This window comes from Nostoc sp. UHCC 0870 (assembly GCF_022063185.1).
In the GTDB taxonomy this organism is placed as follows: domain Bacteria; phylum Cyanobacteriota; class Cyanobacteriia; order Cyanobacteriales; family Nostocaceae; genus Trichormus.
In genome coordinates this window covers 1,124,384-1,145,296 of the sequence record NZ_CP091913.1, presented here as the reverse complement: position 1 = coordinate 1,145,296, position 20,913 = coordinate 1,124,384, and the positions used below count along the sequence as shown (strand labels likewise).

Below are 20,913 nucleotides of genomic sequence, written 5' to 3'. Positions count from 1 at the left end.
TCATAGCTCCCTCTTTGCTTGCCTACGGTGTACACACAAGTCCAACATTTTTACGCTGAACCCTTATCCCGCCTAGAACTTAAGTTCTAGGCTAATAGCTAACTTTCAACTAAAATGCCACCACAACTAGAACCACATCCAGCCGTACAACCGTAACAATAATGTGCAGTTCTGATTTCTTTAATTAAGTCTAATGTGCCAGATGCCAATAACTTAGAAACAGTTAGTATTTCGCCATCATGAGTTCTTGATGGTAGATTTTCCATCTGGTTAAAGTCGCAGTCATAGACATTACCTAGATAGTCAATAGAAAGTTCATCTCTACACATTAAATGTTCAACGGTAGTAGAGTTAAAATTCGCTGCTAAAAAATGGAGATAAGGTCTGTACAGTTTCTTGCGTTCTAAATACAACTTAGTCCGTCCAATTGGCAGGTTTGTAATGGCGAATAAGTTATTAAAACAAATTTCAAAATCTTCTTGTAAAAATTCTTTGTAATCTTGTTCCAGACTAGCTTGATTGGGGGTGAGAGAAAAGTTATCTGTAACGGGAAGTTGAGGGTTATAAACTAAATCAAGGATTAAATTAGGGTCTTCACCATAACCCAGACTATTCAGCCATTGCAGAGCGCGAATTGAAGCATCATACACACCATTTCCCCGCATTTTATCAACGTTATCAGAGAGATAACAAGGCAGAGAAGCCACAATTCTGACTTGATTTTGAGCGCAATATTCGGGGATATCTGCAAAACCTGCTTCAAAATAAATAGTCAAATTAGAGCGAACAATTACCTGTTTACCATTAGCTCGCGCCGCTTCGACAATTGGTTTAAAACCATATAACATTTCGGGTGCGCCACCTGTCAGGTCTACAATTTTAATTTGGGGAAATTTCTCGATTAATTCAATTAATTGGTTGCAAATTTCTGGAGAAAGTTCTTCAGTACGTATTGGGCTTGCTTCTACGTGACAGTGGCTACAAGCTAGATTACAGCGTTTACCCAAATTGATTTGTAAAACAGTAATTTGCTTTTTAGTTAGGGGTAACTCCAGTTTTTTGCTAAAAGGTGTGATGACCGTATCTAAGGATAAAGGAATTACTTTTTGTTGTACCATTTTTCACCTTCAATTTCTTATATAAAAACCAAACCAAGGTATTTGGTGGGCAGAAATAAAACTATATTGGTTTACTTAATAATATGGCAATTAAGTTAGTAGTAAGTGGCTATAGCCCTCTTTTTTCTTCTTACAAATAAGCAAGTTATGCGTCGCGTCTCTTAGAAAAGACAGGACTAAAGTCCTTACTACAAACCGTTCATTATTTATGCCTTATTACTTCAATAAGAAGAGCTAACAACAGCCACCACCGTTGTAATGCCAAGTTGAATCTGTAATCAGTATTTCTTCTGGATTGAATGCAGCTAATTTGGCAGCAGTTTTATCACATACCGCCGCAGGTACTCCTTGTTGCAGAATATGTCCTGCTTGGTCATCAAATAAGGGTTCTATTCCAGTGTAAATTGCTGTTTTACCTGTAAAAATACAAGCACCATCTTCAGGAATTGGCACTTTAAAGGCTACAGAATCGAGACTTTCTAAAAGTAAATGTGCTTCTAAATTATAATTTTGGCGATTGAGGATGCGGTAAGGACGACGCGCCCGAATTTCTACTTGACCAAAGCCAGCCTTTACAAGATGTTCAATATATTGCTCATAAGTCATTGCTCCCGATAAACACATCGCCCGCAGTCGTTCATCGTTTTGCAGATGTTCGGGAATCGGACGCTTCGCAATGGGGTCACTCATTAATAAGCGTCCATTTGGCTTTAACACTCGAAATGCTTCCTGTAAAGCTCGGTGTAAATCTTCTGGTTTAAAAATATTAAAGAGACAATTTTGTGCTACTAAATCTACAGAAGCATCGGGAACAGGTAAAGCAAAAGCATCTCCTTCTCGAATTTCGACAAAGTTCGGCTCAAACCAAGCATTTTCTTGAGCAGCAAGTTCTAGGTTACGCATGGCTGCTGTCCGCATAGCCGCCACTGGTTCAATCGCAATCACTGACCCTGGACGGCGGGAGAAGTAAGCAAATTGCAGTGCTTCTAAGCCACCGCCTACACCTACATAAAGTACAGTTGGGTCGTTAGCTAGTTCAGTGGGATGAACAGTCGTACCGCAACCATAGTTCATTTCCTGCATTTGGGTGGAAATTTTGAGTCCAGGTAGCTGTAGAGGACTGCTTTGGACACAACACAAACCAACTTGTGGTGTTTCGGCAACTTCAGTATAAAATTTAGCGGTTGTTTCTAGATAAGTCATGAGCATCCTTTAGTTGTATGACTGGTAAAATTAAGGTTTTGGGGCTTTTAAATCTCAAACAAAAATTGAAATACTTGAATTTCAGTTATAAATATTACATTTTTTGTGAGTTTTAGCATTTTGATTTGTTAGGGATTTAACCAGATTATCTTGGTGTAGAATTATGCCAATTCCGTCGCGGGCGATCGCTACTCATAAGACTCATAAGACTTATCTCACTTTTTCTTACATCTGAATAGACTACCAAAATCTTGAGTTAGGTAAATCTTGATAACTAAACTAATAATCCTAACGTTAAGGTTGAGGAAGATACCCACACCCCAGAGGATTTGTTGGATTTTATTGAGGAGAGGGGCTAAAAACAGAAAGGAAGTGTTCGCAGCCGCAGCGTTGGCAGTGTTGCGGGGGTGAAGGGATGCTATGATGACAAGAGGGAACTGAGTCTCAGTAGTTTCCTAAACTCACTCAAACCCGTGAGTTAATATCTGGAGAGGTGTCCGAGTGGTTGATGGTGACGCACTCGAAATGCGTTTTGGGGAAACTCAACGGGGGTTCGAATCCCCCCCTCTCCGTTCACTCTCATCTAAGCTGTAGGATATGTTTCTTGTTATTGCGATCGCAATGACATATATTTTGCATGAATTTTGAGTACCTCAAAAAGCGCACAGTCAAGCTTGGAGGTTACTTCCCTGAGCTATCAAAAAAAGGGACATTTAAACACATCCTTTAGGAAGATGACCTGAAACAAGAGTAGTTTTAAATTAGTTCTGGTGTGTCGAATAACTGCTTTCTATGGAGGTTTAGCACTGGCTAAACCTTTTCTATATGTATACAAATTTTGGTTTATCATGTGAAAAATATTTATATCATTTCTAATAAATGTATATTTAGAAACTTGCTTCAGTAGATTTTAGGATATGTTTACATATCTTTTGATAGATGAACTAAAGTAAGATTATAAATATATTACCTAACATATGGTAAACTCTTGGTATTTATAGGCTTGGTTATTATCCAAGCCTATTTTGTAAAAATTTAAAAAACAATTTCTCAATTTAATATTTACAACTTTAATTAATAAAAAAAATTGTAAATACTTCTTTGAAAATAATTTGCTAATTATTACGTAAGGACTGAATCAGCATCTTTCCCTAGATGGGGGATATAAATGTTTTAACCAGGTAGAATTTAGACTGTTAATGCCTGAAAAACGTGTGTATACCCTGGAATATAACCCAGGGTTTTCTTTTAATTAGTAGTCCCGATAATTCTGAATTAGCATTCTAGTATGGCATACCAGATTTTCAAAGTTTTGTACACATCTTTTTGACAGATGAATTATTCTCAACTTAGGCATAAATTAAAAGCATATGGTAAACACCTGGTATGCCTAGAGGCTGAGTCATTACTCAAGCCTCTTTTTACTTTTTATTACTTTTTTTGTGCATGGAATTGATTGCTGAGAAGTTAAATGTGGAAAGTTTATCAATATACCATTTATAGCAAGGTATTGATACATACTCAAGGAAGATGATATGTGAAGACAGTCGTTTTAAATTAATTTTGTACGTTGTTAAGCACAGCAATTATAAAGGTTTGGTTGAAGGCCAAACCTTTTTTATTATCCACTAATTTAGCACATATCAGTTTTGAGATGATTTGTATACAGTCTCTAGGAAGATGAACTAAAGTAAGAGTAGGTTTAAATTAATCTTGGTGTAGTAAATGCTTGGTATATATAAAGGCTTGGTTAAACCAAGCCTTTTTTTATTGCAATTAAAGTAAGGTGGATGAAAATTCGCTCCAGCCAAGATTTTTAGGTCATCGGCATTGCTCAACCTACGATTATTGAGAATGGTGCAAGTTAAGAGTGAGTACAGTCTGCGCCTGATTTTATCTTTAAAATACGATGATTCCGTCTAATTCTGACATCATTTGCTCAAGCATATCTTCCATCATTTCCTCATTCAATGAGCGTAGAGTTGCTGGACTACTGAGAAATTCTTTAATTGTCAATTTCTGGTCACGGAAATTCTGGACAAAATCACGAACTTGCGTGATGACATTAATTTGAGTGTCTATTGTCTCCAGCATCATATCAATAGAGTCAATGCCTTGTTTAGCTGCTTTACGCGCATCGGCGACCATTGCGCCTTCAGGAGTATTTTTGGCTGAACGTAGTTCCTGTTTCAAGTTCTCATATTGATTGAGTAGAATTTCATTTTGCTGTTCTAGCGTTCTACATTTGCGAGTTAAATCATCTTCGCTATTGTTATCGATAGATTCACCAACTTGATGCTTTTGCTCGATTTCTAATAGTCTTGCTAAATCCCCTTCTTGATAAGCTTTGTTGATTTCCTTCATGATTTCAGTATGGTACTGAAGAGTTTCGTTATCTTGGACTTTATCAGGATGAAAAATCTCTGCTAACCTCAAAAATGTTTGACGAACTTTTCTAGATTCCTCAGTTCTAGTTGCTGAAGGAGATTCTAGAGATTGTTGTGTTTCCCAAGCTTGATGGCGGTCTTCACCTGTCTCTTGAGAACCATCATCTTGAGGACGGAGATTTTCAAACAGTTCATCTAGTTCTGTATCTGCATCAGGATGATTAAATTTCAAACTAATGATTCCTGTTAATTGGAGTTGCTGATAAACTGCTTCTATATTCTTTTTTGTTTTTTTGCCGAACTTTCTTTTAGTCAAAATTTCTTTGAACAGAGCATGAATTTCTTGGTCGAGTTCTGCCATTTTTTGGAAATTGGGGTTGGCTTTGTGAAATATTTCCGTGGCTAAAGAACGCATCTGTTCAACAAAATTCTTTAGTTCTGTTCGCTTTCTCTTAATTTGTTTCAATAGGGATTGATGTTCCTTTTCTAATCCCTCTAAGCGGATATGTAACTCCGAAAGAGCCAAGGGTGTTGTTTTACTGGTGCGGGGTGGAGACGCAATTTTGCGAGGCATGGGAGGTGTAGGTAAATTGAGGGCTTTAAGCAGAATAACTGTCAAGGTATGTAGAAATCAACTGATACAAGATACATTTAGTATGTAAGTATTGATAGTACGTAAATACTAGATGTAAGATAAAAAGTTGCTTCTGTTATTAACAAGCGGGTGCTATGGTGAAACGTCTTCTAGTCGTTGAATCCCCTGGTAAAGTTAAAAAACTTAGTCAAATTCTTGGTGCAGACTGGATTGTCCGTGCTAGTTGTGGTCACATTCGAGAACTCAGCAATGAAGGTGAGGATTCACTGGGATTTAGTATGGATGGCGGTAGTGTGCGATGCAACTATGTGCCGCGTGACCAACGGGCTAAGGAGACAATTCAGCAGCTAAAGGCATTTACTAAGCAGGTTGATGAAGTTGTCTTGGCAACTGACCCAGACCGGGAGGGAGAAACGATCGCCTGGCATCTCAAAGAAGTGCTAGGATTACGTGATGCAAAACGGGTGATATATACCGAGATTACACCATCAGCTGTGAGGTCTGCGATCGCTCGCCCCAGAAAGCTAGACTTTAATTTAGTAGGTGCGGGATTATGCCGTGACTGTCTAGACAAGTTGGTAGGTTACAAGGGTAGCCCCCTAGTTTGGGCATTGAATAACGGTGCTAAAAGTGTCGGTAGAGTTCAAAGTGCTACATTACATCTGATTTGTCAGCGCGAAAGAGAGATTCAAACTTTTGTTCCCCAAGACTATTGGAATGTCTGGGTAGATTATGCCGAAGGTTTTCGGGCTTTTTACAAAGGTCTAGCAAACTCAACGCCAGAAGCAGAACAACAAGCAGCAGAAATCCATGATGATGCCGCAGATAATACAACAAAAGCACCAGAATCCAAGCGTGTGCTGTCGGAAGCAGAAGCCATAAGGTTAGTAGAGGAAGCAAGAAAATATCCGCACCAAATTATCCAGGTGGAAGGTAAGACAGTACAACGCCAACCACCCCCACCCTTTACCACCTCGACTTTGCAACAAGCCGCCGGTTCTAAGCTGAGATTTGCCCCAGACAAAACTATGCAGGTGGCGCAAAAATTGTATGAGGCTGGGCTAATTACTTATATGCGAACAGATTCAGTGATATTGAGTCCTGAATTTTGTGCGAGTGCGCGTCAGTGGTTGGAACAAAACGACCCGCAGAATGTGCCACCCCAAGTAGCCAAGCATCGCAGCAGTAAATCTGCACAGGAAGCCCATGAAGCAATTCGCCCTACAGACGTGTTTCGTCCCTCAGCACAATTACGAATTGAATTACTAGCCGATGAATTTAATTTATACGTGATGATTTGGAAACGGGCAGTTGCTTCTCAATGTCGTTCTGCCCAACTCCGTAAAACTCAAGTGGTCACTCAGTCAGGGAATCTGTTGTGGCAAGCTAGAGGGCAAGTCATAGAATTTTATGGTTATGCCAAGTATTGGAATAATCTCAGCAAAGATTCTGTTTTACCTTCTGTGCAGCAGGGACAGGCTCTAAATTTGGAAAATGCCAATTTTGAGCAAAAACAGACACAACCGCCGCCACGCTACAGTGAACCCAAATTGGTGCAGCTAATGGAACGTAAAGGCATTGGTCGTCCCAGTACCTATGCGCCTACTGTCGCCACCCTCAAGCATCGGGGTTATGTAGAGTTAGCGAAGGGTAGCTTACAACCAACAGCTTTAGGATTAGAAGTTGATGCCTTTTTACAAAAAGCACTGCCGGATTTACTAGAGGCAGAATTCACCGCTAAGATGGAAGATGCCCTAGATGCGATCGCTCACGGTAAACAAGGCTGGCAGCAATATCTCACTACTTGGAATCAGGATTACTTTGTCCCAGCACTCACCAAAGCTAAAACTGTAGTGGTGGGCGTGTCAAATATTACGGCATCTGCTACACGCCAGTATGAAACCTCTAGGACGCGTTGCCCTGAGTGTAACAATTTTCTCTCGAAGATTAAGAGCAGTAAAGTTAAGAAAAAGTATTTTCTCAAGTGTACTAGTGGCTGTGCCAACATTGTACTGTTTTGGAGCGATCGCAGTAAAACTTGGGAAGCACCCAGAAATCAAGCCAGCCCAGGAGAGAATCAGCCAAAGCCGCCTACTAAGGTAACTTCCTATCCTTGCCCTGTATGCAAACAGCCTTTAGAGGAGTATAGTTACACCAAAGATGGACAGTCCAAAACCATGCTACGGTGTTCTCATCCCCAGTCACGCCAAGACAAGAAACATCAAGATGTCGCCTATTTCAGCACGCAAAAAGGCTGGTGGAGTCCTAAGTTTGGGGAATTGGGGAAGGAAGGAGCGGGGAAGGAAAGTTAGACTATCCTCCTATTCCTGTGGATTTTTAAAGACTTTTTTAGGACTTACGCAACTGACATATTTTTTATGTAGGGGAGGCAAAAAGCGGTGTGGATTTTCCTCCCGCTTTATTGCCGTTGTGTGACACTGGGAAATATTTGAACGCAGTAATGAGACTTATAGCGTCACGCACCAACCATCGATTGTGACACTTGCATAAGTCCTGTTTTTAATCGGAGATAGGGAAAAAATACTTTTGTTTAGATTTAATAAAAATTGTATTTTTATAGCATTAAGTAATCACGTTTTATGTGTTTTAAATTTACGAAAGTTTCACAAAATTTATCCAATAAATAATTTTGTTTAGTTTTAGAGTTTGGTAATTTCAGTTATGAGAACATCTTTTTCTGTCTACATCCACTCAGTATTTGCTCTGTGGAATACAGGAAATTGCCAATCTTGAAAATATTGACATTAGCATCTTCCAGACATCCCGAAATTGAATGAAATTCAAACTGCATTTGCAAATTATGGCAGCGATAGTTACATTAGCGATCGCTGTTACTCATGGTGTACTATATGCCCAAACACCAGCCGCCGCATCTCTTGGTCAATGGTCTGGGGTTGACCCTTGGCCAGTGTATGGCGTACACCTCACACTCATGCCCGATGGTAATGTCCTCGCCTGGGATAGCACCAATAACGGATTTGGAGGCGCAACCAACAAAACTATCCTCTGGAATCCAGTTAGCAATAGCAAAACTGAACTCAATTCCAACGCCTCTTTACAAGGAGAGGAGTTATTTTGCGCCCCCCATACCCAATTACCAGACGGGAAAGTATTTACAGTCACGGGAACTGTGGGAGTTGCAGACAATACCACACACATCTTTGACAATCAAAGCAACCAGTGGTCACTGCATCAGAGTATGAATACTGGGCGATACTATCCCAGTTCTACCCTACTGGCTAACGGCAACATCTTAGTAACTGGTGGTTCTTATCCCATAGATGCAGATACACCAGAAATATTTGAATCTGGGACATGGCGGAGTTTAAGCAGTGCCAAAATTCCCTTTGCATTACCCAAAGGTTTTATTGACAACACATCTTATTTTCCGTGGACACAGTTAGCACCCAACGGCAAGATATTTTATGTCGGGCCAGAAAGTTCCATGCGCTACATCGATACCAACGGTGCAGGTAGTATTACAACCGTTGGCGAACGAGATGGGATTTTCCGCGACTATGGCAGCTATGCGATGTACAGCACAGGGAAATTCCTTGTAGCAGGTGGAGGCCCCGCACCGAAAAGTACCTATGCGATTGATATCAATGGCAATCAACCCGTCGTCTCCAGAACTGGGGATCTCACCTATGGACGACGACAGCAAAACCTGACAATTCTGGCTGATGGTCAAGTTTTAGTCACTGGTGGTAACTCTAACCCCAACGGCAAAGATGGACAACCAGGATCGCAGTTTGACCTCAATACCGCAGTCTATGCAGGTGAAATCTGGAATCCCGCCACGGGACAGTGGAAAACAGTCGCCAGTATGGCTAAACCCCGCCAGTATCACTCCACCGCCTTATTATTACCTGACGGTCGTGTAGTGGTGGCTGGTGGTGTATGTGGCCCTTGTGGTGCTACAGGACACAATGAACAAAATGCAGAGGTTTTTTCCCCACCTTATCTGTTTAACCTTGATGGTACTCCTGCGGCGCGTCCCACAATCAGTTCTGCACCAGATGCTATTGGCTACGGTCAATTTTTTACTGTCACATCACCACAAGCCGCCAGTATTACCAAAGGTCATCTGATTAAACTAGGTGCAGTCACCCATGCAACTAACTTCGACCAGCGTTTAGTACCCCTATCTTTTACCCAATCCGGGACTACACTGAATGTAACAGCACCTGCAAATGCTAATCTTGCACCACCAGGTTACTATATGCTGTTTTTAGTCAACTCGGCTGGTGTGCCTTCCGTATCGAAAATCATCCAAGTAGGTGGTAATCCTTCCCCTGTAACTCCACCCAACGTCCAAGTACCACTATATAGTAGGCAGTCCATCCAATCATTGAATTTTTCCAGTCACTATGTTGGTGAAACTAATTCACTTGGCTATATCAAACAGGTGAATGTTAGCAGTAGTGCTGTAGACAAAAATAGCACGACATTTAAAGTAGTACCGGGGTTAGCAAATCAGCAGTGTATTTCCTTTGAGTCAGTGAATGTTGCGGGTAAATTCCTCCGCCATCAAGGTTATCGTTTGAGGGGGCGACAAGAATAGTCAAAGTATTACAGGGAGAGGCATTCAAGTAAAATACCCTCTCAAAAAAAACGATTCTTATTGACAATGCTGTGCGGTTATTAGACCGCTACTTAGAAGGGGCAGTTTGATGGTAAAAAAGAATGGTCTCGTGAAGTTAACAAGACCACACAAATAAATGCTGCCCCAATTCTATCAAGAAATCTTAGAAAAGTACCTGAGTAAGACACAATTAATTACCCTAAAAATGCTGGTATGGTTACTACAAAATCAAAAAGAAGTCAAAATTGAAAGATTAGCTGCTACTCTACCTTTACCAATACAACAAAATAGCCGTCGTCGTCACTTACAAAGATTTCTCAAATCGAATGCGTTGAGTGTAGTTTTACTATGGTTTCCCATTATTGAAGAAATATTATCACGTCTATTCAAACCCAAATCACAATTGATTATTGCCCTGGATAGAACCCAATGGAAAGATAATAATATTCTCATGGTGAGCGTCATTTATCAAAAAAGGGCATTGCCAATATATTGGTGTGTACTTAAGAAAGATGGTTGCAGTAACCTTCAAGAACAACAAAAGGTATTACGTCCAGTAATCCGGCTATTGAAACATTATCAATTAGTTGTAATTGGGGATAGAGAATTTCAGGGAATTGAATTAGCCAGTTGGTTACACCGTCAAGGGTTGAAGTATGTTTTCCGACAAAAAAAAGATACTACTTTTCGAGAAAAAAGACAAAAATTTCAACCCTTACATACGATTTCAATTTCCCCTGGCGACCGCAGATTCTTTCAAAAGGTTAATCTCACACAAAATCAGGGTTTTGGTCGTTGTAATTTAGCAGTTTATTGGAAACGAAAATATCGTGGTAAACAAGAGAAAGAACCTTGGTATTTATCAACTAATCTGACAGATATATCAACTGCTGTCAAAATATATGGTCAACGTTTTGGGATTGAGGCTATGTTTAAAGATTGTAAAACTGGTGGCTATAATTTAGAGGGTTCTCAAGCTTCTCCTGATAGGCTTATCCGCCTGATTTTATTGATTGCTATAGCAATGACTTCTGCATGGTTACAAGGTCAGAAAACTCAATTTTCTAGACAACAATCTTATGTTTGTCGTCCAAGTGAGCTGAAAAGAAATAGAAAAAGACATAGTGCCTTTTGGATAGGTTTATACGGATACAATTGGATAATCTCTCTGAATGGGTGTCAGGAATTGGTCTTGGAAATGATGGCTGCCGTTCGCAATAAGCAGGCATTTTATCAGCAGGGGGTGATGGCTATGATGCTTATACAGCAGCCTCTTTAACTTCTTTGTCGCCCCCTCAAGGTTATCGTTTGAAAGCCAATCAAAACGATAACACAGCTTTATTCCAAGCCGATGCCACATTCTGTCCCAAACCTGGATTAGCAGACACAACTGCTGTGTCATTTGCATCTTTCAACTATCCGAATCGCTATATTCGTCACCGCAACTATGAGTTGTGGATTGATCCCCAGGCTACTGATACCCTGTACAAGAATGATACTACCTTTAAGTTTGTCACACCTTGGACACCATAATCTTTGCTAGAACTGCAAAGTTTATCAATTTCACAAATTAGTTCTATTGAATCTGTCGGTTTGTATCCGACAGATTTTTTTTCATATATAGTTGTATGTATGACTAAATAAGGGATCAGACCCACCATTCGCCAGTTGCATCCTTCCAGAAGTCGGATATTTTATTTATCAACAGCGACATTTTAAAATTTAAGCTAGCATGGGTTTTGAATTAACTGTCAGTTTTAGACTTTATGCCTCAAAACCCTCACAGCAATTCCCGAAAAATAAGTAAATCAAAACCCAAATTTATTTATATTGTTGTAACAATGGTTACTTTATTAGCCGCCTTTCCTTGGTTATACGAAATTAAAACAAAAGCTGGAATTAATATATCAAAAAGTCGCCACGCTGGCACTTTTATAGAAAAGCATACACGGGGGCTGTTTCGGTGTGAGTGGCTGTATCCTTATCATTGCGATCGCTCTCACATGAATTAGGTTAGAATCTGGGGTTTGTAGTAAGCACTTTAGTGCTTAGAAAATCAGGACTAAAGTCCTTACTACAAACTTATAGTCTTATAAATTTCTCAAAGATGTAGAGGAGATAAAAGGCTTAGTACCATCTTCAGAATTGCCAGTAAATGCGTAACGTTGTTCAGGAACAGGATAACCAGCCTCACCAAAGGTTTGTTTGATGACTTTATTCGTATCAAAATAAACCTGCCAGTAATGTTCATTATTACAATAGGGACGCACCGCTAATACAGTTCCTGCTAGATTAAAGTCCAAAATATCTACATCTGGGGCTGGGTTATTTAACACATTGGGAATTTGGCTAATGCGTTGTTTTAATAGCCTAATTGCTTCGTTGTGATCAACACTGTGATGTAGTTGTGCTTTAAGATCAACACGACGGTAAGGGTTAGCAGAAAAATTCTCAATATTGTCAGCAAATATTTTATTATTGGCGACAATAGTCATCACATTATCCAGTGTATTTATTGTTGTTGTAAACAGTCCAATTTCTGCCACTTTTCCTATTACACCTGCGGCTGATATCATGTCACCTGTCTTAAAGGGACGAAAAATCATTAAAAAAGCACCAGCCGCAAAGTTTGCTAATAATCCACTCCAGGCTGCACCAATGGCGATACCAAGTGCGGCTAACAATGCAGCAAAAGAAGTAGTTTCAAAGCCAAAAAAGCCGAGAATTGCCACAATTAGGATAATTTTTAGCGTTACTGAAACGATATTCAGTAAATAGCTAATTAGTGTCGGCTCAATATTTTGGCTGCGGAAAGCGCGCCGTAGTAATTTTAAGCCAAAATCAATCAACCTTTGACCAATAATCCATATGGCGATCGCGCCTAATAATTGCAGTCCAAATTGTGTTAGTAGTCCAATAGCAACCGGCCAAATTTGAGTTAAATTCATAAAATTTTCTCTATTTGTAAATTTCTAAAATTGACAAGAAATTCAGCACGCTTGCCATAATGGTGTGAATAAGCATAAAACCCCACCTCTTCCTCAAGATAGGTTTTATAGTTTCTGTCTTTTGAAAGACATTTAGTTAGATTGCCTACTAGAACTAATAACAAGTCATATAATGTTTAAGAACCCCACCCCCAACCCCCTCCCCGCTTGCGAGGAGGGGGCTATGACATACTTCATGTGATTAGGAAATGCTAGAAACTCAAAAAAAGTAATGTCGTTTTGGTGGGTTAAGTATATTTCAAAAATATCAGTATATGTAGGGTGTGTAAGGCCTAAGCCGTAACGCACCAAAAGCCTTGGGAAAGGTGCATTACGCTGACTTAAAAAAAGTAGGTAGAGTAAATACTTTACCTACTTTGCACTTATTATTTTGCTGTTGAATTAATATGCTGCAAATCAGCTAATGAGGGGAAACCCCCACAACCAAGCATGAAAATGTCTCAGAACTCAGCACCGGCTAAACGCCGCACTACCGCTAACAGCACTCAGAACTCAGCACCGGCTAAACGCCGCGCTACCGCTACCGCTAACAGCACTCAGCACTCAGCACTCAGCACTCAGCACTCAGCACTATTTTCAAGACAGATCACAGTTTTTACTATGAAATAAACTCACTTAATGATCCTGTGGGAACAACAGCATTCATTGCAACATCTGAAGGACTGCTGACAGCATAACGTTGTTCGGGAACTGGAAAACCAGCTTCACCAAAGGTTTCCTTAATAGTTTTATTAGTGTCAAAATACACTTGCCAATAGTGGTCATTATTACAATAAGGACGCACCGCTAATACTGGCCCTGCCAAATTGAAGTCGAGAATTTCTACATCTGGTGCGGGATTATCCAACACATTGGGAATTTGGCTAATTTTCGCCTTTAGTAGTGCGATCGCTTGGTTATGATCGACAGTGTGATGCAGTTGAGCTACCAAATCAACACGACGGTAGGGATTGGCAGAATAATTTTGGATATTGTCAGAAAAGATTTTGTTATTAGCAACAATTGTTAACACATTGTCGGGTGTATTGATGCTGCTTGTGAATAGTCCAATTTCTGTAACTGTTCCAGTCACACCGCCGGCTGTAATAAAATCACCAACGCTAAATGGACGAAAAACAATTAAAAAAGCACCAGCCGCAAAGTTTGCCAATAGTCCACCCCAAGCTGCACCAATGGCTATACCAGCAGCCGCTAGTAACGCTGCAAAAGAAGTGGTTTCAATCCCAAAGAAGCCGAGAACCGCTACAACTAGGACAATTCTCAGGGTTACACCAATGATATTCAGCAAATAACTAATCAGCGTCGGCTCAATATTTTGACTGCGGAAAGCGCGTCGCAGCAGCTTGAGTGCAAAATCAATCAGTTTTTGAGCAATTAGCCATAGGGCGATCGCACCTAGAACTTTTAAACCGAACTCTGTCAAGAGTTTCAGCACAAATTCTCCAATCTGTTGGACTTGCATAAATTGTGTTTATATGTGGTATTTATCAAAAAATACTAGAAATTCTGCTCTAAATGCGTATAAATACTTTTTTTTAAGATTTAAGAATTTTTATTCTTCTCACTTTGTTTTCGTCGCTCTTCAATGCGAGCGAAAATTTCATCAAGGGTGGGATTTCCTAATATTTTATCTCTATCTGTTGTGTAATCTCCACTACCTTTTTCAAATTGCTGCATAAATCGCGCCATTCCAGCAGGACCAAGAGCCTGAGTGAGTGCCTCTATTCCTAACCGTCTAATCTCAGCTTGAGTCAGCTTAGTTACGTCTAGCATCTATTACCTCCAGTACCCATCGTAATGGATTCTCTACTCTCACTTGTAGCATGGCACTGTATCTAGCTGCTAAACGCATCATTCTGTCATCAGTTGTTAATAAAACATCGGCATTTCCAGTTTCTGCACAAGCAATATGAGCCGCATCAAAAGCTTTAAAACCAAGAACCGCAAGTTGCCTCGCACGATATTTAACCTGTTCATTAGCTAGAATTTTGGTGTTGGCTACACCCGTCAAAATCATCATTTGCTGTTTTCTTTCTCCCTCCGGTGTCTGTTCCAACTCATCATCTATGACTTCACCTACTGCCGCAAGGAGGCTCACACTGAACCCGATAGGGTCAGTGTGGGTAGTTTACTTCCCAGTAATTGCCATTCACCAATCTGACAATGAGCTAAGATTATCCGCACTGCTTCTGTTTCCAAAAGAATGCGTTCTTGTGTCTGGTCATCGAAAGGCCGATTCAGACAACACACATCCAAATAAATTAAACACTCCATAGGTACATATTGCTCGGTATGATATTTAATTTGCAAGCATTTACCGCATAAAACTAGCTATGACTCAGAACTACCGTATTACCCTACTCCCTGGCGATGGCATTGGCCCCGAAATTATGGCTGTGGCGGTAGACGTGCTGAAAGTTGTAGGACAGCAATTTGATATTCAGTTCGATTTTCAAGAAGCTTTGATTGGTGGTGCAGCCATTGATGCAACAGGTGAACCTTTGCCGGCTGCTACCCTAGAAACTTGTCGCAACAGTGATGCTGTTTTACTCGCCGCCATCGGTGGTTATAAATGGGATACTCTCCCATCTCACCAACGTCCAGAAGCAGGTTTATTAGGACTCCGCGCAGGTTTGGAACTATTTGCCAACTTACGTCCAGCCCAAATCTTACCCCAGCTAATCGATGCTTCCACTTTAAAGCGGGAAGTCGTGGAAGGTGTAGATATTATGGTAGTGCGTGAACTCACAGGCGGTATTTACTTCGGCAAACCCAAAGGGATTTTTACCACCGAGACAGGTGAGAAACGCGGTGTCAATACAATGGTGTATACCGAATCCGAAATTGATCGGATTGGGCGAGTAGCCTTTGAAGCCGCACGGAAACGCGGGGGTAAACTTTGTTCAGTAGATAAAGCCAACGTATTAGAAGTATCGCAGTTGTGGCGCGATCGCATGATCAAATTATCCGCAGAATACCCAGACGTGGAACTCTCACATCTATATGTAGATAACGCCGCCATGCAATTGGTACGCGCTCCCAAACAGTTTGATACTATCGTCACAGGCAACTTATTTGGCGATATCCTTTCTGATGCCGCCGCCATGCTCACAGGTAGTATTGGGATGTTACCCTCTGCTAGTTTAGGTGCTGCAAGTCCCGGAGTATTTGAACCAGTCCACGGTTCTGCACCCGATATTGCAGGACAAGATAAAGCCAACCCCCTAGCCCAAGTTTTAAGCGCAGCGATGATGTTACGCTACGGTTTAGATCAACCCCAAGCCGCAGACAAAATAGAACAAGCCGTATTGCAAGTTTTAGCCCAAGGCGATCGCACTGGAGATATCATGTCACCAGGGATGAATCTTTTGGGTTGTCGCGCTATGGGTGACTCACTGATTAAAGCTCTGGAAAAATAATATTTTCTAGTTAAATCCGCCAAATTGGCAACCGTTACTAGAAGTTTCAGCTAAACTAGAAGCAAATCTAGCAACTACGCAGCAATATAGTGTACGCTTTACGACAAGAACAAGGAAAAGCTAATTTTACTGCCCCCAGAAGCCAGTCTCCTTTGATTGATCCTGCCGTAATCAGAGCTGCGGGGCAAATTTACTACACCCATTGTGAAGTACATCCTGAAATAGCTGGCCAACCTTCAGGAGTAGCAATTAATCGGGTGAATCATCGGGGTAAGGTAATTTTTACCAGTCAACCAGTTCTCCTACCTCAAGAGTGTTTTGTACCCTTGAGCCAAATTGAATCTCATATGTATTAGTTATTGGTCATTAGTCAATGGTCAAGAGTCAAAAGTCAAGAGAAAAAATCATTAACTCTCGACAAACGGCGAAAGATAAACGACAAATGACTCAGGACTTGTGACAAATAACTATATGGATACTTTGATGGTAGCCGTGGCGAGTATCATTGTTTTCGCCTTGGGTGCGTCTATTGGCAGCTTTATTAATGTTGTAGTTTATCGATTACCTGCCGGATTATCAATTCTCTGGCCGCCGTCTCGTTGTCCCCATTGCTTGAATCAGCTAAAAGCCTATGATAATGTGCCTGTGCTTGGTTGGGTGTGGTTAAAAGGGCGATGTCGTTATTGTAAAAGCAAGATTTCTCTGCGTTACCCAGTAGTAGAAGCGGTGACAGGGATAATCTTTCTCCTCATATTCTTTTTATTTAACGTCTCAATTCTGACAATAGGATACTGGGTTTTTTGTAGTTGGTTATTAGCATTATCACTGATCGACTTAGATACAATGACTTTACCCAATGCTCTCACTAAGTCGGGGTTAGTATTGGGAATTATCTTTCAAATGGTACTAGGTTATATTACTGAACCCAGTATTGAGGGAGTAGTCAAACATCTGATGATGGGGATAGTGGGAGCTGTATTAGGTTTATGGTTATTTGATGCGATCGCTATTCTTGGTATTTTCCTGCAAAAAGAAGCAATGGGTGCAGGAGATGCCAAACTAGCAGCCATGATGGGTGCGTGGCTAGGTTGGAAGCATTTACTCTTGGCGGGATTTATCGCCTGTACCCTAGGAGCTTTAGTAGGTATCGGCGCAATTATGCTATCAAAACGCAAATGGGGGCAAAAAATCCCCTTCGGCCCCTTTTTAGCCGCCGGCGCATTCTTCACCCTATTCGGCGGCGAAGCAATTTTATCAGCTTACCTACGATTGTTTTTTTAGGGCTGAGAGAGTGAGAGAGTGAGAGAGTGAGTGAGAGAGTGCTGAGTAGGGAGTACGCGATACTCATTCTGTCCTATCCCCAGTCCCCAATCCCCAATCCTCAGAGGTTCTTTAATTTTGAATTTTGTTAGCGCAGCGTTAGCGAGTCATGCCTACGGCACGCCAAGGGCGAACGAGCGTCATTTTGAATTTTGAATTGAATAGTCCCCTGTCACCTAAATTTTCATGACTGTAGCGTTGATTACCCCATTTACGCTTGACATTTTGGTAATATCAGCTTGTGACCAGTATCACCCTCTCATTGAAAAGTACCTGTTGGTAAATGCTAAATGCTTGTCAACTGGCAAGGCAAACTGCAATCTTGGGGGCAAGATTTCAAGCTGGGGGTTGAGGAAAGGCATACTGTTGGGGGGTTGGTATGATAACGTCTTTAATTTTGCCAATACATATACAAGAAGAGACGAACCAGAGACTTGTATTGGCATCAGTATTTTCGTTAAGCTGGCAACCAAAGATGCAAATTTAGGTCTGAATTGCTTATAAGCGTAATTTGGTGATGTAGTCAACAGTTACAGGCTAATAATCAATAGTCAATAAAATTACTCAAGACTAATGATAATTAAATTATCCTAGCTGCTTGACTGATTTTCGACCTCGTACCCACTTGAATAAGATAAAAATGGCAAACAACGAAGAATCACGCGGTTTAAAGTCTCTATTTGATTGGTTCGCAAATCGCCGTAAGTCGGGAGCAACCAACCCCGAACGCCAAGAACGTGAGATTGCTGACGGGCTATGGCACAAATGTACTAAATGCGGTGTCTTGACCTATACTAAAGACCTTCTAGCCAATCAAATGGTGTGTGCTGAATGCGGACATCATAATCGGGTAGACAGTGATGAACGTATCCGCCAATTGACAGATCAAAACACCTGGCGGCCAATTGACGAAAATTTGCGACCTACAGATCCTTTGCAATTCCGCGATCGCAAAGCCTATAGCGATCGCCTGCGGGAAATGGAAGATAAACTAGGTCTTCTAGACGCAGTGAAAACTGGTTTGGGTCAAATCAACGGTTTACCCATTGCTCTAGCTGTGATGGATTTCCGCTTCATGGGCGGTAGTATGGGTTCTGTCGTGGGCGAAAAAATTACCCGCCTCATTGAACAAGCTACCCAACGACGTTACCCAGTCGTTATTGTCTGCACCTCCGGGGGAGCGAGAATGCAAGAAGGTATGCTCTCCCTCATGCAGATGGCGAAAATTTCCGCCGCCCTAGAACGTCACCGCGATGCTAAATTACTTTACATACCTATTTTGACTAATCCCACTACAGGCGGTGTAACAGCTAGCTTTGCCATGTTGGGAGATATTATTTTGGCAGAACCAAAAGCCACCATTGGTTTTGCAGGTCGGCGCGTGATTGAGCAAACCCTCAGAGAAAAACTACCAGACGATTTCCAAACGGCTGAAGACTTGCTCAAGCATGGTTTTGTTGATGACATTGTACCCCGTACCCAATTAAAGTCCACCCTAACCAAACTCATCGCTTTACACCAACCCATCCCTACCGCCCCTCCTATGGTGCTGTGGGAGACGATGAGTCTTAGTACCACAGCTGTTGATTGAGAGAGTAAGGGAGCAGGGGAAGCAGGGGGAGCAGGGGAGGTAGGGGAGGTAAGGGAGAATTTTTCTAAATCCCAATCCCCAGTCCCCAGTCCCCAATCCCCAGTCCCCAATCCTTCACTCCCTGACAAACATTAACGGAATCAAAGCTACTAGGCGCAACATACCCGAAAGAGCAAAAATTCCCAATAAACCGCCATGTTGAGCAAATTGGGCAATGCAGCTACCGATAGTTGTGCCTAAAGCACCACTAAAGCCAGCCACAGCAGACGCGATCGCAAAATAAAGTGACTGGTTTTTTATTGGGGCAATTTCTAACTGCATATTGTTATTACATAAGTCAATAGCTGCCCACGTTCCACCAGTTAAAATATGTAACAGTGGCAGCGATAACCATAAATCAAAATTATTAGTATCAATTCCTAACCATAAAAATGGTGTCACCGCGACCAAGACACCAATAAAAATCAGAATTAGACGATTGCCAATTTTATCTGCTAACTTGCCCCAAAATATCATCAGTAGCATATTAGCTCCCGCTTGCAAACTAGCATAAAGCGTCACCCAACTGACATCTAAATGCAGCGTATCCAGCATATAGAGGTTAAAAAAAGGTGCGCTGAGATTTACAGCCAGCATCCAAAAGGCAGAATAAAACAGAAACATCAAAAAGTTAGAGTTTTTCCAGAGGCTGTCTTTAGTCTCTACTTGTAGAGATTGGTTTTTGGGTAAAGATTGCTCTGTATTGCTATTTTCAGGTTGCTGATGAGGATATTCAACGATCGCATTTTGGACTTTTGGATTAATATCTAGTTTAAAATACTGGCATCCCAAACTCAGCATACCAAAAACGATACTCACCAACAGCACAACACCATAACCTTGAAGAGTACCGCCGTACCAATGGGAAATCAACAACCCCGCTAAAGGTACACACAGCAAATTAGTCAGACTAGCTGCACTATTGCGTATACCAAAATACCTACCTCTTAACTTTCGGGGAACAATTATCGCCAGCCAACTCAACCAAGATGCGCTTCCCAGTCCCCCTAACAGGTGGCTAGCTAAGACAATCAATAAAGTCACTATTTCTAATTGTAGGGAATTCACCCATCCCCAACTAAAACCGACAACCCCAATTAATAAAATCAGCCACAACAGCCTAGCAATTCCAAATGTCCACAGGGAATATTGAAACCGGCTGGTAGTGCGTTCAGATAAGTAAGCACCCAAAGGCTGAATCAGGTTTACCAGCATGGGAATTGAAGACATCATCCCAAACACTACCGGACTAGCATCTAACTCTACCAAGAAATTACTTAGCAAAATTCCGCCAGTCGCTAGCGAAAACACAGCCGCAAAAACCGCATCCGCAGTTGAGGCTTTTAAACTGGTGCGAATCGCATTTTTAGTAAATCGGGTGCGAGATTTGGCGGTAGGAGTAAGTGTAGCTTGGGTTTGAGGAATCTGGGGAACTTCCAGAATCAGAGGTGAAACTGTTTCAACCTGAACCGAATCTATAGACATTATTAATAGGTAATGAACCCTAATATAAGTTCAATTACTGGGTAACTCAGTTTACACTTAAAAGCTTTGGTTATAATTCTTAGACAATTTTAACTTGTATTTCTCAACAAAACTTTAAACGAGTTAAATATCAGTCCGCAGC

The 20,913-nt window shown here is 41.2% G+C and carries 19 protein-coding genes and 1 tRNA gene; 11 read left to right on the top strand and 9 right to left on the bottom strand.

The window, feature by feature from the left end; translation table 11 throughout:
* Positions 1-98: 98 nt before the first annotated feature.
* Together arsS and arsM are read right to left on the bottom strand one after the other, a co-directional pair.
* Positions 99-1,118, bottom strand: coding sequence for an arsenosugar biosynthesis radical SAM (seleno)protein ArsS (gene arsS / locus L6494_RS05060; RefSeq protein WP_237991736.1), 1,020 nt, complete (start codon positions 1,116-1,118; stop codon positions 99-101).
* A 234-nt stretch (positions 1,119-1,352) separates the two neighbouring features.
* Positions 1,353-2,321 (bottom strand): arsenosugar biosynthesis arsenite methyltransferase ArsM, encoded by a 969-nt coding sequence (gene arsM, locus L6494_RS05055; RefSeq protein ID WP_237991735.1) that lies wholly within the window; start codon positions 2,319-2,321, stop codon positions 1,353-1,355.
* A 487-nt stretch (positions 2,322-2,808) separates the two neighbouring features.
* Here arsM and L6494_RS05050 point away from each other — a divergent pair.
* Positions 2,809-2,893: transfer RNA gene (locus L6494_RS05050), tRNA-Ser, on the top strand.
* Positions 2,894-4,220: 1,327 nt separating this feature from the next.
* Here L6494_RS05050 and L6494_RS05045 read toward each other — a convergent pair.
* Positions 4,221-5,282 carry a J domain-containing protein gene (locus tag L6494_RS05045; RefSeq protein ID WP_237995827.1) on the bottom strand — a complete coding sequence of 354 codons (1,062 nt, stop codon included), beginning with the start codon at positions 5,280-5,282 and terminating at the stop codon, positions 4,221-4,223.
* 155 nt (positions 5,283-5,437) lie between these two features.
* Here L6494_RS05045 and topA point away from each other — a divergent pair, with 155 nt between their 5' ends.
* From topA to L6494_RS05020, 5 genes are all read left to right on the top strand, one after another.
* Positions 5,438-7,615: a type I DNA topoisomerase gene (topA, locus tag L6494_RS05040; protein ID WP_237991734.1), complete on the top strand. Its 2,178-nt coding sequence runs from the start codon at positions 5,438-5,440 to the stop codon at positions 7,613-7,615.
* 509 nt (positions 7,616-8,124) lie between these two features.
* A complete protein-coding gene (locus L6494_RS05035; RefSeq protein WP_237991733.1) occupies positions 8,125-9,888 on the top strand; it encodes a galactose oxidase-like domain-containing protein in 1,764 nt (587 codons plus the stop codon).
* A gap of 157 nt (positions 9,889-10,045) precedes the next feature.
* A complete protein-coding gene (locus L6494_RS05030) occupies positions 10,046-11,188 on the top strand; it encodes an IS4 family transposase (RefSeq protein ID WP_237991732.1) in 1,143 nt (380 codons plus the stop codon).
* A gap of 29 nt (positions 11,189-11,217) precedes the next feature.
* A complete protein-coding gene (locus L6494_RS05025; RefSeq protein ID WP_237991731.1) occupies positions 11,218-11,442 on the top strand; it encodes an AbfB domain-containing protein in 225 nt (74 codons plus the stop codon).
* A 308-nt stretch (positions 11,443-11,750) separates the two neighbouring features.
* On the top strand, positions 11,751-11,921 hold the full coding sequence (locus tag L6494_RS05020; RefSeq protein ID WP_330911067.1) for a hypothetical protein: 171 nt from the start codon (positions 11,751-11,753) through the stop codon (positions 11,919-11,921).
* Positions 11,922-11,999: 78 nt separating this feature from the next.
* On the opposite strand, the gene L6494_RS05015 is transcribed toward L6494_RS05020, so the two are convergent.
* Positions 12,000-12,857: a mechanosensitive ion channel family protein gene (locus L6494_RS05015; RefSeq protein ID WP_237991729.1), complete on the bottom strand. Its 858-nt coding sequence runs from the start codon at positions 12,855-12,857 to the stop codon at positions 12,000-12,002.
* Between the two features lie 495 nt (positions 12,858-13,352).
* Between L6494_RS05015 and L6494_RS05010 the strand changes: the two genes are divergently transcribed.
* On the top strand, positions 13,353-13,526 hold the full coding sequence (locus L6494_RS05010) for a hypothetical protein (RefSeq protein WP_237991728.1): 174 nt from the start codon (positions 13,353-13,355) through the stop codon (positions 13,524-13,526).
* Here the strand turns inward: L6494_RS05010 and L6494_RS05005 are convergent.
* The 4 genes from L6494_RS05005 to L6494_RS04990 form a co-directional block, all read right to left on the bottom strand.
* Positions 13,516-14,379 carry a mechanosensitive ion channel family protein gene (locus L6494_RS05005; protein ID WP_237991727.1) on the bottom strand — a complete coding sequence of 288 codons (864 nt, stop codon included), beginning with the start codon at positions 14,377-14,379 and terminating at the stop codon, positions 13,516-13,518. The two genes, L6494_RS05010 and L6494_RS05005, sit on opposite strands and share 11 nt — an antisense overlap.
* Positions 14,380-14,459: 80 nt before the next feature.
* Positions 14,460-14,690, bottom strand: coding sequence for a hypothetical protein (locus L6494_RS05000; protein WP_237991726.1), 231 nt, complete (start codon positions 14,688-14,690; stop codon positions 14,460-14,462).
* Entirely contained in the window at positions 14,674-15,015 is a 342-nt protein-coding gene (locus L6494_RS04995) for a hypothetical protein (RefSeq protein WP_237991725.1), read from the bottom strand. The genes L6494_RS05000 and L6494_RS04995 overlap by 17 nt, the downstream gene beginning before the upstream one ends.
* The gene (locus L6494_RS04990; RefSeq protein ID WP_237991724.1) at positions 15,012-15,191 is read right to left on the bottom strand and encodes a hypothetical protein; all 180 of its coding nucleotides are present in this window, start codon (positions 15,189-15,191) and stop codon (positions 15,012-15,014) included. The genes L6494_RS04995 and L6494_RS04990 overlap by 4 nt, the downstream gene beginning before the upstream one ends.
* 59 nt (positions 15,192-15,250) lie before the next feature.
* Between L6494_RS04990 and leuB the strand changes: the two genes are divergently transcribed.
* The 4 genes from leuB (at position 15,251) to accD (ending at position 19,247) form a co-directional block, all read left to right on the top strand.
* Positions 15,251-16,336 (top strand): 3-isopropylmalate dehydrogenase, encoded by a 1,086-nt coding sequence (leuB, locus tag L6494_RS04985; protein ID WP_237991723.1) that lies wholly within the window; start codon positions 15,251-15,253, stop codon positions 16,334-16,336.
* Positions 16,337-16,425: 89 nt separating this feature from the next.
* The gene (locus L6494_RS04980; protein WP_237991722.1) at positions 16,426-16,692 is read left to right on the top strand and encodes a hypothetical protein; all 267 of its coding nucleotides are present in this window, start codon (positions 16,426-16,428) and stop codon (positions 16,690-16,692) included.
* Between the two features lie 115 nt (positions 16,693-16,807).
* Positions 16,808-17,617 carry a prepilin peptidase gene (locus L6494_RS04975; RefSeq protein ID WP_237995825.1) on the top strand — a complete coding sequence of 270 codons (810 nt, stop codon included), beginning with the start codon at positions 16,808-16,810 and terminating at the stop codon, positions 17,615-17,617.
* A gap of 679 nt (positions 17,618-18,296) precedes the next feature.
* Entirely contained in the window at positions 18,297-19,247 is a 951-nt protein-coding gene (gene accD / locus L6494_RS04970; RefSeq protein WP_237991721.1) for an acetyl-CoA carboxylase, carboxyltransferase subunit beta, read from the top strand.
* A 114-nt stretch (positions 19,248-19,361) separates the two neighbouring features.
* On the opposite strand, the gene L6494_RS04965 is transcribed toward accD, so the two are convergent.
* Positions 19,362-20,765, bottom strand: coding sequence for an MFS transporter (locus L6494_RS04965; RefSeq protein WP_237995818.1), 1,404 nt, complete (start codon positions 20,763-20,765; stop codon positions 19,362-19,364).
* Between the last annotated feature and the right edge of the window lie 148 nt (positions 20,766-20,913).

Excerpts from the sequence above, each read along its gene's own strand:
- arsS (WP_237991736.1), bottom strand. The coding sequence starts at position 1,118 with ATGGTACAACAAAAAGTAATTCCTTTATCCTTAGATACGGTCATCACA.
- arsM (WP_237991735.1), bottom strand. The coding sequence starts at position 2,321 with ATGACTTATCTAGAAACAACCGCTAAATTTTATACTGAAGTTGCCGAA.
- L6494_RS05045 (WP_237995827.1), bottom strand. The coding sequence starts at position 5,282 with ATGCCTCGCAAAATTGCGTCTCCACCCCGCACCAGTAAAACAACACCC.
- topA (WP_237991734.1), top strand. The coding sequence starts at position 5,438 with ATGGTGAAACGTCTTCTAGTCGTTGAATCCCCTGGTAAAGTTAAAAAA.
- L6494_RS05035 (WP_237991733.1), top strand. The coding sequence starts at position 8,125 with ATGGCAGCGATAGTTACATTAGCGATCGCTGTTACTCATGGTGTACTA.
- L6494_RS05030 (WP_237991732.1), top strand. The coding sequence starts at position 10,046 with ATGCTGCCCCAATTCTATCAAGAAATCTTAGAAAAGTACCTGAGTAAG.
- L6494_RS05020 (WP_330911067.1), top strand. The coding sequence starts at position 11,751 with ATGGTTACTTTATTAGCCGCCTTTCCTTGGTTATACGAAATTAAAACA.
- L6494_RS05015 (WP_237991729.1), bottom strand. The coding sequence starts at position 12,857 with ATGAATTTAACTCAAATTTGGCCGGTTGCTATTGGACTACTAACACAA.
- L6494_RS05010 (WP_237991728.1), top strand. The coding sequence starts at position 13,353 with ATGTCTCAGAACTCAGCACCGGCTAAACGCCGCACTACCGCTAACAGC.
- L6494_RS05005 (WP_237991727.1), bottom strand. The coding sequence starts at position 14,379 with ATGCAAGTCCAACAGATTGGAGAATTTGTGCTGAAACTCTTGACAGAG.
- L6494_RS05000 (WP_237991726.1), bottom strand. The coding sequence starts at position 14,690 with ATGCTAGACGTAACTAAGCTGACTCAAGCTGAGATTAGACGGTTAGGA.
- L6494_RS04990 (WP_237991724.1), bottom strand. The coding sequence starts at position 15,191 with ATGGAGTGTTTAATTTATTTGGATGTGTGTTGTCTGAATCGGCCTTTC.
- leuB (WP_237991723.1), top strand. The coding sequence starts at position 15,251 with ATGACTCAGAACTACCGTATTACCCTACTCCCTGGCGATGGCATTGGC.
- L6494_RS04975 (WP_237995825.1), top strand. The coding sequence starts at position 16,808 with ATGGATACTTTGATGGTAGCCGTGGCGAGTATCATTGTTTTCGCCTTG.
- accD (WP_237991721.1), top strand. The coding sequence starts at position 18,297 with ATGGCAAACAACGAAGAATCACGCGGTTTAAAGTCTCTATTTGATTGG.